Genomic DNA, 15,226 nt, shown 5'->3' on the forward strand with positions numbered 1-15,226 from the left:
CACCTTTTTTATAGAATGAAACAATTTATATTAAGCATGTTCTGCAATTCTTCTCTATAACATGCTTCTTTTTATTTTTCTGCTTCATTGTAGTAAAGTCTGTAACTATTCCAAACCCATTTTTTGACATCAGGTCCCATACCAACGGTATAATATGTCTGAAATAAATAAACCATAGGACCATGCTCTAGCACATAATGCTGTAAAGTACGATATTGAGCAATACGCTTCTTAGGGTTTTGTTCAAACAAAGCATCTGTCACCATTTTATTAATATTTTCATCATAATACCCAGCGCGCCAAGCCAAATACATATTATACTTTTTCGTAAATGTTGGATCAGGATTAAACACGTGATTCAATGAAGCAGGATGTCCATCAGGATCAGCACTCCCCCACCCCATAAGGGCTGTATCATAATTTCCACCACGTACACGACTCAATAATTGATTTTGTGCCATTTTTTCAATGGTAAGTTCAACATCAATTTTACGAGCATTCGCTTGAATAGACTGCGCAACAGACGACATATAACTAAGGCTACCTACTAAAAGATTAGCTTTAAAACCGTTAGGATAACCAGCTTCAGTAATTAATTTTTTTGCTTTTTCCAAATCTAACTTAAAGGGAAGACCTTCTTTTTCATCCAAAGCACCCGGAACACCTAAAGACATATAAGTTGCCCGCGGAATAGCAATCCCCTTTAAAACAGTTTTTCCAAGACCTTCATAATCAACCAAATAACGAAGTGCTAATCTGACCTTTTCGTTTGCAAAAATTGCATTCTTATTGTTTAACGATAGATAAATAATCTGAGGACGTAAAACACGACTAATTTTGACCAAGCCACCTTTTTTTTCAAGGTCTAAAATATCCTCTGAGGAAAGATCACGCGCTATATCCACATCACCTTTTTCCAAAAGAAGCCTTTGACTGGCTGAATCCGCCACATGCCGCACGACAATCTGCTTAATTTTAGGCACATACCCCCAATAATGTTGTGTAGCCTCTAACACAACTTTGTCCCCTGGAGACCAATTTGCCAATTTATAAGGTCCAACACAAGCCGAATGTGTTGCTAAGTATTTATTCCCCATATCACCGTTAATACTCTGCGCTTCAATTGTTTTCCGATCAAGCAGAGCAGAAGCATAGGATTGTCCAATAACAGTCAATATGAGCTGAATAGGATAGGGTTTATCTAATTTTAATTGTAAAGTCTTATCATCAAGAGCCTGAATATTTGTTTCAACATTATCTTTGGTAAACCCATAATCCATTAAAGATTGAGCATAGCTCAAGCCTAATTTAATAATCCGTCGCATCGACCATACGAGATCTTGTGCCGTCGCCACTCTTCCATCATCAAACTTTAAGTCATCACGAAGATGAAAAACTATTCTTTTGCCATGATCTAAAACGTCCCAAGATTTTGCCATAGCAGGACGAATTTTTGTAGGATCATGCTTATCATATTGCACGAGCGCGCTACAAATATTCATCAATAATTCACTTGTCACAACCTCAACGGTTTGCGCTGGATCAAAACCACTAATTGAATCAATATTCCATGCCATCACCAATATATCTTTAGATGAAGCACTAAATGCTGAGACTATAGCCCCATTTAAAAATCCTAATGTGCTTAATAAAAAACAAATTCTTTTCAACATTCTTTTTTCCCCATTTTATCTCTTTCTTTTGTATTTCTGTAGCTTTTCACACAAAGTGATGGTGATTTTGGTCTTTCACCTTTTAAACAGCATGGTATCAAACATCAACTTCATTTAATCAAACGAGGTATCTATAAATTAATTCTCTCATATATCAATCTATATTCGAGATAAAGAGAATCTGTAACCATAAACAAAGCCTCCCCATTATAACTTTCCATATTTACCTCTCCCTATAAGTAACCTCAATCTTATACGGCCCCCCCACAATTCCATTCTCCTTTAAAAGACTGAAGGGCTTCCATATGGAAGGATATTTTCATCATACAATTATGATCAAGCTATTTCTATTTTTGATGATGTGAAAAGACACACTTATTTTTCAATGGCATTATAAAAAATTTGTGGTGCGCTATTCCAAACCCACTTTTTGACATTAGGTGTCATCCCGATGACGGTATATTTCTGATAGTTAAAATATTACGCCTTTTTGCATTTGTTTTTCCATTCTCAAAATTATACCTTTGTCGTTTTGATGAGCAATAACAATAAGAAAACATCACTATACGTATCGTCTGTATGCTTCAATTATCTTATACGATAGAGTTTTATAATCGCACATTTATGGAACAATTCAATGGTTATCCTATCGATCATTGCCCTTATGACAGAAATTTTACCAATTTATCGACAAAAACATCCTTCAAGATGGTCATTGACAATCCCTACAGACTGCATAAAAGCATAACAAATCGTGGGACCAACAAATGTCCAGCCGCGCTTCTTTAAATCTTGAGAAAGACGAAGAGAAGCTGGAGTGGTGGGATTTGCCAATAATGTTTGAAAATCTATCTTTTCATAACGCTCTGATTGTGGTGGCTGAAAAGACCAGAAATAGTGGGACAAACTCCCCCACTCAGTTATAACTTCCTGTGCTCTCAAAGCATTATTCAACACTGATCGAATTTTTCCTTGATGGCGAACAATGCCTTTATTCTGCATCAACATTTGCACCTTTAGCGCATCGTAACGAGCAATCTTTTCAAAGTCAAAATCATCAAATGCAATGCGAAAAGAAGAGCGTTTTTTTAAAATCGTAAACCAAGAAAGCCCAGCTTGGAAACCTTCAAGACAAATTTTTTCAAACAGAGGGATATCCTCAAAAATAGGTTTTCCCCATTCGTTATCATGATAAGCGCAATAAAGTGAATCCGTTCCTGCCCATGCGCAACGAACTTTTCCATCCACTCCCTTAAGAAGACCATCGGCAAGCATAATCTTCACCTTATTAAAAGAGTGTTCCTTGATCATCGCTTGGCGACTTTATCTTCCTATGTTTTGAACGTGTCGGAGAAACAGGCTCTTGTGTTGCAACACAGATATCTCCATCAAAAAAGCGTAAATTTATTTGTCCACTTTCCGGAAACTGTGCCAACCGTTTAATAGGTTTATGATCTTGCCCCAAAGCCAAAACAAAACCACGCTCTAAAATATTCTGATAAGAAGTGCTTTTTAAAAGCCTACATGCCAACTCTAACGCCGCACGTTTTTTTTCTACACTGCGCACAAAAGCACGACGAAGGAGTGCTGTATATTCCTTTATGTGACGTTGTGCTTTTTCACTCTTTAACAAACGGGGCGAAAGACGGAGGTGAAGGGCATGAAAAGAAAAACGTTTTTTATCGTAGCTCACACAAAGAGCACGTTGTAATCGACTTGAAATTTCATCAAAACCACGCCGCGGTAGAGCAAAAAGTTGGTCGACTGTGGGAAGACCTCGTCTGGCTGCACGCAACTTTTGTTGATGAAAATCAAAAGAACGTGCAAGTCCTTTACGCAAACGTGCCCCAAGTGACGCAACACTTACTTCAAGATCAAGCTTAACAGGAACAGCCTTTTCTGCGGCTCCTGTAGGGGTTGGAGCACGCCAATCAGCGACATAATCAATCAAAGTCCAGTCTGTTTCATGCCCAACAGCAGAAATAACGGGAAGGTTAGAATCATAAACAGCACGAACAACAGCTTCATCATTAAACCCCCATAAATCTTCTAAACTTCCTCCTCCTCGTGCAACAATAAGCAGATCAGGCTTTGGAATCAGCCCTCCTGAAGCAAGTGCATTAAAACCTTCAACAGCAGCAGCCACTTCGCTCCCGCTTGTTTCCCCCTGAACACGGACAGGCCAAACTAAAATATGCAACGGAAAACGATCAGATATACGATGAATAATATCGCGAATAACAGCCCCCGTTGGTGATGTTACAACCCCTATAATTCGAGGCATATAAGGCAAAGGCTTTTTCTTTGCTTCATCAAATAAGCCTTCTTCTGCAAATTTTTTCTTACGATTTTCAAGAAGAGTCATCAAAGCACCAACCCCTGTTGGTTCAAGAGCCTCAATGACAATTTGATATTTCGATGACCCTGAATAAGTCGTAAGCTTGCCGACAGCAATAACTTCCATCCCTTCTTCAGGAGGAAATTTGAGCTTTTCCAAGGAACCGCGCCAAATAACAGCTTCCAACCGCGCTTTATCATCTTTTAAGGCAAAATAAGCATGTCCCGAAGCATGAGCACCGCGATAACCCGAGATCTCTCCACGCACCCGTACATATCCAAACTTTTCTTCCACAACACGCTTTAAAGCACCTGCTATTTCGGAAACAGTAAATTCCGCAACATTCGTTGCACTTGTCTTTTCACCAAACAAACCTACCATTTTTAAATTCTTTACGCCCGTTTCTGTGAATCTTTTTAAAACAACGCATCTTTAATTTTTAATAGCTTTACCCAATGTCCGTAACACCAATGAGCAAATAGTGTCCACCCTTAACCTCACACCGATGATCAAAACCATCAAGGCTAAAAACATGGAGATCAGCTGATTGTTGCATCTAGAATTTTATCAATGAAGGTTAAAATATTCAATCTCAACATCCATAAAAATTTAATGAGAAAAAGAATACCTTTCTAAAAGAGCCCTATCTTGAAAAGACTTCTCTATACAACAGATTGATTTGTTAGCGATAAACTTCAACGTTTTGCAAAGCTTTTAAACCACATGCAAAACATCGAAGATATCGTGATCATATTTTTTATATATTATAACATTGAAAACGTGCTTATTTTTCAATGGCATTATAAAAAATACGTGGCGCACTATTCCACACCCATTTTTTAACATCAGGTGTCATAGCGATAATACTATATGTCTGATAGATAAAGGCAAAAGGTCCTTTTTGCATAAATTTACGCTGTAAGTCAGCATATATTTGTGCCCGTTTCTGTGGATCTTTTTCAAACAATGCTTCCCTTACCTTTTTATTCATATCTTCATCCAAATAGCCATGGCACCAACTAGGATAGCCTGTGTTTTTAGCTTCAAACCGATTATCCGGATTATAAACAAGACGTGAAGCCATTGTATAAGGATCTGCAGAATCGTTATTCCATCCCATAAAAATTGTATCAAAACCTCGTGCATAAAGTTTTGAAAACAACTGTGTTCCCACAAAATGTTCAATCTTAAAGCGCACGCCTATTTTTTTTGCATTGTCTTGAATGGACTGAGCAATAGGCAAAGCAAAAGGATAAGGAGATTTTCCTGCATAAATATTAGCCTCAAAACCATTTGGATACCCTGCTTCTGTTAAAAGCTGCTTGGCTTTTTGAAGATCAAGCTTAAAGGGTTGTCCTTCTTTTTCATCCAAAGCACCAAGATTTCCAATGGGAATAAAGCTTGCCCGTAAAATGCCAACATCTTTAAGAAGAGTCTTTCCTAAAGTGTCATAATCGATAAGATAGCGCATTGCCAAACGCACTTTTTCATTGGCAAAAATAGGATTTGTCACATTGAATCCCCACATGATCACAGATGGTGCCAACACTTTTTCAATCTTAATATCTGTTTTTGCTTGGAGATCGACTATATCTTCTGGCATCAAATTACGGGCCACATCAATATCGTGTTTTTCCAACAATAAACGTTGTGTTCCAGGCTCTGCAATATGACGAATGAGAACCTGTTTTAATTTGGGTGTTTCTCCCCAATAATGGGAACTTGCACGCAACAAAATCGCATCTCCAGAACGCCAATTCACTAACTGATAAGGACCAACACAAGCAGCGTGACTTGCCAAATAACGATTTCCCATATCACCATCTTGTTCGTGTTTCATAATTGTCTCACGATCAAGCAAAGCAGCAGTACGCGTAGTAAGAATATGCCCAAGGATTATCTCTGCCGGATAAAGCTTATCAAACTTCATCACCACTGTCTTATCATCTGGGGCTTGAAGAGTAGAATCAACATTTTGTTCTGTAATTCCATATTCGTTAAATATTGCCGCTGCAGACAATTTTAACTTAACAACCCGCCTCATCCCCCAAACAAGATCATGAGCACTAGCAGGTCGGCCATCATTAAACTTCAAACCATCACGCAGATGAAAAGTAATGACTGTACCCCCGCCCTCATTTGAAACATCCCAACTCTTTGCCAAAGAAGGCGCTATTTTAGCAGCATCATCTGTTGCAGAATCGATCAAATTATCACAAATATTGGCAACGATTTCATTACCATAACGTTCATTGATCTGTGCAGGATCAAAAGTTTCAATTGAATCAAGATTCAAAGCCATTACAAGAGTATCGGCTGGTGTTTTTGCTGAAACTGGTTGTACCACCATTCCCAGAGCCATAAGAGCAGAAATAAAAGGACTGCTCCCTTTTAATATTTTTCTTTTTAAGTTCATAGATTTCTCCCTTTAAAGGTTATTGTATAAATTTTCCATGCTACAAAGATACGCAAAATAATAAAATGGGATGAACTATAGGCACCAAGAGATAAAGTTTTAAAACCTTCACCCCAAAACCTCTCTTAATATCATCAAAGCACTCCCCCCTATTGGCTCAAGTACCTTAATAACAAAGAGCCTTCATAAGAATTTGAAATATCGATAAAATAGAAAATTTCGTCAATTTGCCAAGTGCAACGACTTTCATTCTTTCTTCAAGTTTTTGCTTCACTTCCTGTAAAACAACACCTTCCAATTGGCATCTCATCATTTTTCACAGAAAAAGAAAATACCAACACCATAAAAAACGGATATTCCTCACCCTCTCAATATACTTCCATAAAGAATTTTTGCTTCAATATTGCAAAGCCTTTTATCCTTTAGAAATAATAAATTATGCGACATTGGTTGTACTGTTTTTTTCAGCAAAGAAATTGCCTCTTTCCCATTCAGAGAAGTTGAAATGTTCAATCTTAACATCCACACAAACACATCTTCAATAAGAAGAAAAAATCTCTCTTCACAGAATTTCTTGAAAAGATATTCAACAACATACCCACTCCTCACCCATAAATTCGACGTATTCTAAAGCTCAAACACTTATGCAAAACGCCGAATATATTATGGCTATGCTCTTTATCTATTTGACAGCATTAAAGACACACTTATTTTTCAATTTTATTATAAAAAATTTGTGGCGCGCTATTCCAAACCCACTTTTTGACATTAGGTGTCATCCCGATGACGGTATATTTCTGATAGATAAAGGCATAAGGTCCTTTTTGCATCAATTCATGTTGTAAATCAGCATATATTTGCGCACGTTTTTGTGGATCTTTTTGAAATAAAGCCTCTTCAACTTTTTTATTCATCCTAACATCAGCATACCCATGCTGCCAACTAGGATAGGCTGTATTTTTTGCCTCAAACCGATTATCCGGATTATAAAAAAAACGTGAAGCCATTGTATGAGGATCCGCAGAATCATTATTCCATCCGACAAAAATCGTATCAAAGCTACGTGCATAAAGTTTGGAAAACAACTGTGTGCCAGCCAAACGCTCAATTTTAAGATGGACCCCTGCCTGTGCCGCACTATCTTGGATTGACTGAGCAAGGAGCAAATTATAAGGAGTATTTGAAACAAGAAAATTTGCCTCAAATCCATTTGGATAACCAGCCTCTGCTAAAAGTTTCTTGGCTTTTTGAATATTAAGCTTAAAGGGCTGCCCTTCTTTTTCATCCAAAGCTCCAAGGTTGCCAAGAGGAATAAAGCTTGCCCGTGGAATACCAACACCCTTGAGAAGCTTCTTGCCAAGACCTTCATAGTCTATGAGATAGCGCATCGCCAAGCGTACTTTTTCCTTCGCAAAAATGGGATTTGTCATATTGAAGCCCCAATACATCATGGTTGGCTCTAACACTTCCTCGATTTTAACATCTGTTGTTTTTTGTAGATCTGCAAGATCTTCAGGGGTCAAATTACGGGCAACGTCGATATCATGTTTTTGCAACAATAAACGTTGTGTTCCAGGCTCTGCAACATGGCGAATGAGTATCTTCTTCAATTTTGGTGCTTCTCCCCAATAATGAGAGCTTGCATGCAACAAAAGAGCTTCTCCAGGGCGCCAACTTTTTAACTGATAAGGACCAACACAAGCAGCATGCGTTTTTAAATACTGATTGCCCAGATCGCCATCTTTTTCATGCTTCATAATTGTTTTACGATCAAGCAAAGCTGTTGCAGGACTTGCCACAATATTATTAAGAATAAGCTCTGCTGGATAAGGCTTATCAAATTTCATCACCACTGTTTTTTCATCGGGAGCTTGCAAAGCATCATCAACATTTTGTTCTGTAATGCCATATTCATTAAAAATTGCTGCATTCCCCATCTTCAATTTAACAACCCGCTTCATCCCCTAAACAAGATCATCGGCGTTAGCTGCTCTCCCATCATTAAACTTCAAGCCATCACGCAAATGAAAGGTGATTACCGTACTGTGATCATCCCCAGAAACATCCCAATGCGTTGCTAAAGATGGAACCATTTTAGCAGGATTATCTGTAGCACCACTCACCAAATTATCACAAACATTGCGAATAATTTCACTTCCATAAACATCTGTGAGTTGCGCGGGGTCAAATGTACTGATTGCATCCATATTCCAAGCCATCACAAGAGTATTCGCCGGCGTTTTTGCTGAAGCCTGTTGTGCAACCATCCCCAGTGCCATAAGAACAGAAATAAGAGAGCCGCTACTTTTCAATATTTTTCTTTTCAAGTTCATAGACTTTTCCTTTTAACGTTTATTGTATAAATTCCCCACGCAATAAGAACGTGCAAAATAACAAGATTAGATGAACCATAGGCTCTAAGAAACAAAGGTTTAAAAATTCAGACAACACTCCTTACTAACCACTCCTCCTGCCACCCTTATAAGCTATCCCCTCCCATATGCACCGAAAGACAATTTAATATACAATAAAATGGTATAACCGATAACATAATCTACTGATGATATAAAAACATCCACCCTTGAAGACTATAAAACAGAGATTTTTTCCCTCTTGTCGAGCAAGCTTATCTCTTCTTTTTTCTGACAGTGTTTTTTCTGTCATCAAAACACTCCCCCTGTTAGCGCCAGCACCTTAATAACAATTTTATCTTTCAACAAAACAGGAAAATTCACCTATTTTTCAATATCAAGTACCTCTCCACCTTCTGCAAAAGGAATTTCGAATTCCCCGCTCAATAACAAGCTCCTCATTATACCTTATTTCAAAAAAATATCTTATTTCAAAACAAAAAGAGCATGAGCACCAAAAATCCCTGATATTTACTCACGTGTTCGTACAGCACAAAACTTTTTCAACATCCTATTTTAATACCTCTGCTCCTTTAACAACACTCAATTCATTGCTTGTATTTTTCAGCAAAAAATATCTTTTCAATTCACTAAGGTTGAAATATCTAAATATAATGCCTATATAAGCACAGCATTATTAGAATAGATAGTCTTTTTTTTAAGTAAATTGCCTTAAAATATTATTTCTATACACGGAATAATAATAAGTCCGTTACAAAATCTTTAACGGATGAGAACGCTCACCCTAATGCGAAATATCAAAACGTTAAAAAATTCCCTTAGAAATTCTCAGAAATACAAAGAGATTTCTTCATGTAATAAAAGGAGGTCCGTGAAAATATCGTGAAAATGTAATAAAATGCGCATGTATTTCAACGACCAGCACCGGTATCACACCAGTACAAAGGTGTAAAAAAATAAGAAAATATTTTTCCTTTATGATAATAAAATCACTCTACGATGATAATACAACAAAAACACTAGAGATTCGAAAGTATATTTAAATGAGCCGAAAGAAAAAATTGTCAAATTCTTTTCATGTATTTCTTAAAGAAACATTCAGCCGTGTCAGTCTAAAATTACTTATCCTTTCATTCTTCATGGGTATTGTAATGAAATTTTTTGGATGGACACCTCACAACCTCATACAAAAAATAATAGATTTTCTTCAATCTTTATGGGGAACAGGATTTATAACGCTTAAAAACTTCTTCCACACAACCATGATGGGCGCTATTATTGTTGTGCCTATTTTTCTCATCTTGCGCATTTTTCACAAAAAATAAACACTTTAAATATTTTTCTTAGCATTAGTCTTTTCGAAAAATCAAACGACATAAAAATCCTGTGCTCACAGCGATAATCACCGCAACAATACCATAGAGGAAACGATACTTGTGCGCCGCATAGAAAATTGTATAAGCAATATGCGCTTTAACAATTTCAAGAGTCGTTGTTGCACTATCAATAAACTGCCCATCACGAAAAAGATAAGCACGAGCCTTATAATGCCCAACAGGAATATTGGCCGGTAAACGAAAATGTGCTGTGAAAAGTTTATCAGAACCAAAACGAACACCGCCTACTTCTTCATAATAAAGACTTTTAGCTTTTTGCAGTTTTATAAGTTCATCACGAAAGATTTGTACTTTTTTCTGATCCTTTTCATCTGTTTGTAATGGCAAATAGAGTACCCCTACCCCCAAACGTTTATAATCTTCGATGCTGGTAATATCATCAATTTCACGCGTTGTAACCATAGAGTAAAAAAGAGGAACATTTTTAAAAATAAGGGAATCCGTATTAACCCATACACCGGCATTGCGTTTTTTTTCCCGCATGACCATTGGCCGGGTTTGTCCTTCCAAGCTTACAACAACATCATAACGGTTCTGTTGAGAATATAATGGATCAATATTTTCCAAAACACCAGCAATATAAAGATCACGACCAGCAAAATTTGTATCCACCGTAATCGTGTTCGTTGTGACGATAATTTGGACAGTTTCGTGATCAATTTGATCAATGAATGTTTTTTCTGTCGTCCCCACATGTGACCATGTAGAAAAAGAAACAAGACAAAAGCAACTTGCAATGATGCATAAAGAAAATAATCTACCCATTTTTATCTCATAAGAATATCCAGAGAGAAAAGATTATCAGGGCGTACAAATAATTGAAAAGCAAGACGCATACACACAATCAACACCAAACATGCAAGGGCCATACGCAATTGTTCAGCCTTTAACTTCCGTCCAGCCCGTGTTCCATATTGTGCGCCAATACTTCCTCCAAGCATTAACAAGAAAGCCAAAACAATATCAACGGACTGATGAGTCATACTTTGCAAAATTGTCGTGAAAGAAGACACAAATGTAATCTGAAAAAGTGAAGTCCCTATCACAACACTGGTTGGAACACGCAGAAGGTAAATCAATGCAGGAATCATAAAGAATCCCCCACCAATTCCCATAATAGAAGATAACAACCCCACAATGAGACCAATCCCTAACACTGGAATAATGCTGACATAGATCATAGATGTTCGGAAACGTATTTTTAACGGTAAGCGATGAATCCAGTTATGTCGATGTCGACTTGCAAGACGAACATTGGCTTTTCCTAACCTACGCTTGCGCATCATATCATACCAACTTTCAACAATCATCAAGCTTCCTATACTTCCAAGAAGAATCACATAAAGAAGCGAAATCATGAGGTCTAATTGACCTAATTTTTTCAAAACAGAAAAAATCTGAATCCCGATTAACGAACCGATCCCTCCTCCAATCGCCAAAATAATACCAAGTTTGATATCAAGAGTCCGCCGTCTAAAATGTGTAATCGCCCCCGTTACAGATGATGCAATCATCTGGTTAGCGCCTGTTCCAACAGCAATAGCAGGAGGAATATTATAAAAAATCAATAAAGGCGTGATGAGAAAACCACCCCCAATGCCAAAAAGACCTGAAAAAAAACCAGCAACGACTCCCATACCAATCAAGATCAGCATATTGAGTGACATTTCAGCAATTGGTAAATAAATACTCACAGGCAGAACCTTTAAGATAATTTGAGGTTTTTTTTAGCAATTGGAGGGTCTTTCTCCAACTCTCCCTTTTCCAATAATCTCTGTTGCGTGTTTAAAAGAGATGATTTTAATTGCCATAGCTTCCGCACAATTTACGAATGCATAATATATTTCACATCTATTAACATCAACAGCGTAAAAACTAAAAAAAACGAGCTCCTTTTAAAAAGCTATAAAAACATAACGTTATCGCACCCATAAATGCAGCGGTTAAAAAACAAAGGACACTTTTTTTTATAAAAACAGATAAAAAAGAGACATGTCTGCGAGACTGCGCCTTTAAGGGAGGAGAAAAATCATTCTCCATGCAATGATGAGATTCTGGGAAATGGTTAGATGCTGGAATCTCCATACTCTTTTCTTCTATCACAGTATGCTCCGCTGCTCCTTCAGTCTTTTTAAAAGAAGACTTCAGAGCATCCCTTGGTAAAAGTGCCTCACTTGGCAAAAGTGCATCACTTGGCAAAAGTGCATCACTGGGTAGAGAGCTTTTATTTTCTTGCTGCAACGCATTTTCAATATTTATTTGACGTGGTGTTATACTGTTTTGTCTTGAAAAATTTTGTGCCTTTTGAAGGTATAAGCGTTCTTGATTTTCCTCACACTCCATATGAGCAAGTTTTTGTACAACAGAATCAGATAATTTTGAACGAGACATCCGTCGTGTTATCGCTGCTTCTTCTAAACTTTTTTTTTCACTCTGCAAACTTTGAATAAGTGTTTTAATCTGTTCTAAAGACTCAAAAAGTCTTTTTTCCCTTTGGCGACGAATATAATATTCAGCCAAAATGGCCCGACTAATATCATCTAAGTAAGATTTAAAATGCTCTTCGACAGCCCCCTGCTGGTTCAAAGGACGAGGTGAATGTTTCATTTGCATTTGTGCATAAACAGTGCGTAATTTTTGAGCAATATCCGACATTGTTACTTCCACAGGCGTATCCACTCTTGTATCCATTCTCCCCTTCTGCTCAATAAAAGAAGAGAATTGATCACTCCGAACCTGATTAGCTGCCTGATCGATCGTATGACCCTTCGTATTCACAAATGCTTACCCCTCATTAACCTTTTTGAAAAGAATCACAAGAAATGATGAGAAAGTATGCTCTATTTTAGTAAATAGAGCTTTAAGAACTCCCTCAATTTTTTGTTAGAAATATTTTTTCCCAATCTTTATCTACAATATTTGCTTAATATTCATCCCAACTATTTGAAAGAAAGATTTTTAATTTTTCTACCCTTAAGATTTGAAGCGTAAAATCATTTCCCCATTTTTATTTTTTTGCTTCATTTTTCATCGTATAAAGTCCCTATTGCACCATCATAAACAAAGCCTATGAAACGAAAAAAGAATATTCTCACAAGACAGATTATTTTTTTACTTTTTATTCAAGCAAATAAAGCAATTATAAAAATGCAAAAGAAATGACGATTGAAAATGACGACAAGAAAATACAAGTAAACATAAAAAAGCTTATATGAAAGAGAACACAAGTTATAAATGAGATTTCATTCTAAACAATTTGGTTTCTTATGATTATTGCTATAAACTTGTGACCAAACAAACAAAGAGGATCATCATGAAGATAATTGTCGCTGTCAAACGTGTTGTTGATTATAACATCAAGATACGCGTCAAGCCCGATAATACAGGCGTTGATCTATCTCATGTAAAAATGTCTATGAATCCCTTTGACGAAATAGCCGTTGAGGAGGCAATTCGCCAAAAAGAATCTGGTAAAATTTCAGAAGTTGTTCTTGTTTCAATTGGACCAGAAACAGTCCAAGAAACTTTACGAACAGGACTTGCCATGGGGGCTGATCGCGCACTTCTTGTCACAACAGATCAAACACTTGAACCTTTAAGCATCGCTAAGGTTCTCAAAGCCATTGTTCATGAAGAAAAACCCGATATGGTCTTTTTAGGAAAACAAGCAATTGATGACGATAACAACCAAACTGGACAAATGCTCGCCGCTCTTCTTGGTTGGGGACAGGCAACTTTTGCCTCACATCTTAACATAGAAGATGGGCATGCTACCGTTACACGTGAGGTTGATAATGGAACACAAACCCTTTGCCTTCCCCTTCCCATGGTTATGACGACCGATCTGCGGCTCAATGAACCGCGTTACACCTCTCTCCCCAATATCATGAAAGCAAAAAAGAAAATCATTGAACAAAAAACTCTTGCTGATCTTGGCATTGATACGAAAGCACGCCTAACAATTTTAAGTGTTGAAGAGCCCAACCCCCGTCAGTCTGGGATTAAAGTCGCTAATGTGGCAGAGCTTGTCAGTGCACTAAAACAAAAAAGCTGCATTTAATATTCTCTAAAGTAAAAGCAATACTCACATAAAAGGGTAAAAATTTATGGCAATTCTTTTATTAGCCGACCATCATACAGAAGAAACCGCAAAAGCACTCACCGCTGCGCACGCACTCAAAAGCGATATCGATATTTTAGTTTGCGGAGAAAACATTCAAACAATAGCGGAAAAGAGTGCTAAACTTAACGGTGTGCGGCAAGTTCTTATTGCTGACGCTGACTATTTAGCCCATCAACTTGCCGAGCCTATGGCCAATACAATTATCACATTAGCCAATGATTATGATGTGATCATGGCGCCATCCAGCAGTACTGGAAAAAATGTGATGCCACGCGTAGCAGCCCTTCTTGATCTTATGCAAATTTCAGATATTACCGCCGTTCTTTCACCCGATACCTTCAAACGGCCCATTTATGCAGGCAATGCAGTTGAAACTGTCCGCAGCAATGATCATAAAAAGATCATCACCGTTCGCACAGCCTCTTTCCCACCAACGCCTTCTCAAAATAATTCTGCACCCATTAAAACAATAACACCAGCGCCCAATCCCAATCTTTCGTCTTTCGTAAAAGCAGAAACTAACAAAAGTGATCGTCCTGATCTTACCTCTGCACGTGTTATTATCTCAGGGGGACGTGGTCTTGGTTCACAAGAACGATTTATGGACCTTCTTCTTCCCCTTGCAAACAAATTAAATGCTGCTTTAGGTGCCAGCCGCGCAGCCGTTGACGCAGGCTATGCTCCCAATGATTGGCAAATTGGACAAACAGGAAAAGTCGTTGCCCCCGAACTCTATATCGCTGTTGGCATTTCCGGTGCAATCCAGCATTTAGCCGGTATAATGGATGCACAAATTATTGTTGCTATTAATAAAGATGAAGAAGCACCCATCATGCAAATTGCCGATTACGCCCTTGTCGGTGATCTCCACCAAATTATTCCAGAATTGGAGAAAGCTTTATAAGCC

10 protein-coding genes and 1 pseudogene are annotated in these 15,226 nt (G+C 37.6%); 3 read left to right on the forward strand and 8 right to left on the reverse strand.

What is annotated here, in order from left to right; genetic code table 11:
• Window positions 1–71: 71 nt before the first annotated feature.
• From NNJ85_RS06805 to NNJ85_RS06825, 5 genes and pseudogenes are all read right to left on the reverse strand, one after another.
• Window positions 72–1,673 (reverse strand): ABC transporter substrate-binding protein, encoded by a 1,602-nt coding sequence (locus NNJ85_RS06805; protein ID WP_254474669.1) that lies wholly within the window; start codon window positions 1,671–1,673, stop codon window positions 72–74.
• Window positions 1,674–2,357: 684 nt separating this feature from the next.
• A complete protein-coding gene (locus NNJ85_RS06810) occupies window positions 2,358–2,984 on the reverse strand; it encodes a DNA-3-methyladenine glycosylase I (protein WP_254474671.1) in 627 nt (208 codons plus the stop codon).
• Window positions 2,962–4,392 (reverse strand): exodeoxyribonuclease VII large subunit, encoded by a 1,431-nt coding sequence (gene xseA / locus NNJ85_RS06815; protein WP_254474677.1) that lies wholly within the window; start codon window positions 4,390–4,392, stop codon window positions 2,962–2,964. Before xseA ends, NNJ85_RS06810 begins: the two co-directional genes overlap by 23 nt.
• Window positions 4,393–4,795: 403 nt before the next feature.
• Entirely contained in the window at window positions 4,796–6,427 is a 1,632-nt protein-coding gene (locus tag NNJ85_RS06820; RefSeq protein WP_254474679.1) for an ABC transporter substrate-binding protein, read from the reverse strand.
• A gap of 707 nt (window positions 6,428–7,134) precedes the next feature.
• Window positions 7,135–8,760, reverse strand: a pseudogene (locus NNJ85_RS06825) (ABC transporter substrate-binding protein).
• Between the two features lie 1,082 nt (window positions 8,761–9,842).
• Between NNJ85_RS06825 and NNJ85_RS06830 the strand changes: the two are divergent.
• A complete protein-coding gene (locus NNJ85_RS06830) occupies window positions 9,843–10,124 on the forward strand; it encodes a DUF6460 domain-containing protein (protein WP_254474680.1) in 282 nt (93 codons plus the stop codon).
• Between the two features lie 24 nt (window positions 10,125–10,148).
• On the opposite strand, the gene NNJ85_RS06835 is transcribed toward NNJ85_RS06830, so the two are convergent.
• From NNJ85_RS06835 to NNJ85_RS06845, 3 genes are all read right to left on the reverse strand, one after another.
• Window positions 10,149–10,961, reverse strand: coding sequence for a TIGR02186 family protein (locus NNJ85_RS06835; RefSeq protein ID WP_254474682.1), 813 nt, complete (start codon window positions 10,959–10,961; stop codon window positions 10,149–10,151).
• Between the two features lie 2 nt (window positions 10,962–10,963).
• A complete protein-coding gene (locus NNJ85_RS06840; RefSeq protein WP_254474684.1) occupies window positions 10,964–11,890 on the reverse strand; it encodes a sulfite exporter TauE/SafE family protein in 927 nt (308 codons plus the stop codon).
• Between the two features lie 181 nt (window positions 11,891–12,071).
• Window positions 12,072–12,974 carry a hypothetical protein gene (locus NNJ85_RS06845; RefSeq protein WP_254474686.1) on the reverse strand — a complete coding sequence of 301 codons (903 nt, stop codon included), beginning with the start codon at window positions 12,972–12,974 and terminating at the stop codon, window positions 12,072–12,074.
• Window positions 12,975–13,509: 535 nt separating this feature from the next.
• On the opposite strand from NNJ85_RS06845, the gene NNJ85_RS06850 reads away from it, so the two are divergent.
• Window positions 13,510–14,256, forward strand: coding sequence for an electron transfer flavoprotein subunit beta/FixA family protein (locus NNJ85_RS06850; RefSeq protein WP_254474688.1), 747 nt, complete (start codon window positions 13,510–13,512; stop codon window positions 14,254–14,256).
• A 46-nt stretch (window positions 14,257–14,302) separates the two neighbouring features.
• Window positions 14,303–15,223, forward strand: a complete 921-nt coding sequence (locus NNJ85_RS06855) for an electron transfer flavoprotein subunit alpha/FixB family protein (protein ID WP_254474690.1) — start codon at window positions 14,303–14,305, stop codon at window positions 15,221–15,223.
• The last annotated feature ends 3 nt before the right edge of the window (window positions 15,224–15,226 follow it).

Origin of the sequence: Bartonella sp. B1098, assembly GCF_944896145.1 — a bacterium.
Classification (GTDB): domain Bacteria; phylum Pseudomonadota; class Alphaproteobacteria; order Rhizobiales; family Rhizobiaceae; genus Bartonella.

Excerpts from the sequence above, each read along its gene's own strand:
- NNJ85_RS06805 (WP_254474669.1), bottom strand. The coding sequence starts at position 1,673 with ATGTTGAAAAGAATTTGTTTTTTATTAAGCACATTAGGATTTTTAAAT.
- NNJ85_RS06810 (WP_254474671.1), bottom strand. The coding sequence starts at position 2,984 with ATGATCAAGGAACACTCTTTTAATAAGGTGAAGATTATGCTTGCCGAT.
- xseA (WP_254474677.1), bottom strand. The coding sequence starts at position 4,392 with ATGGTAGGTTTGTTTGGTGAAAAGACAAGTGCAACGAATGTTGCGGAA.
- NNJ85_RS06820 (WP_254474679.1), bottom strand. The coding sequence starts at position 6,427 with ATGAACTTAAAAAGAAAAATATTAAAAGGGAGCAGTCCTTTTATTTCT.
- NNJ85_RS06830 (WP_254474680.1), top strand. The coding sequence starts at position 9,843 with ATGAGCCGAAAGAAAAAATTGTCAAATTCTTTTCATGTATTTCTTAAA.
- NNJ85_RS06835 (WP_254474682.1), bottom strand. The coding sequence starts at position 10,961 with ATGGGTAGATTATTTTCTTTATGCATCATTGCAAGTTGCTTTTGTCTT.
- NNJ85_RS06850 (WP_254474688.1), top strand. The coding sequence starts at position 13,510 with ATGAAGATAATTGTCGCTGTCAAACGTGTTGTTGATTATAACATCAAG.
- NNJ85_RS06855 (WP_254474690.1), top strand. The coding sequence starts at position 14,303 with ATGGCAATTCTTTTATTAGCCGACCATCATACAGAAGAAACCGCAAAA.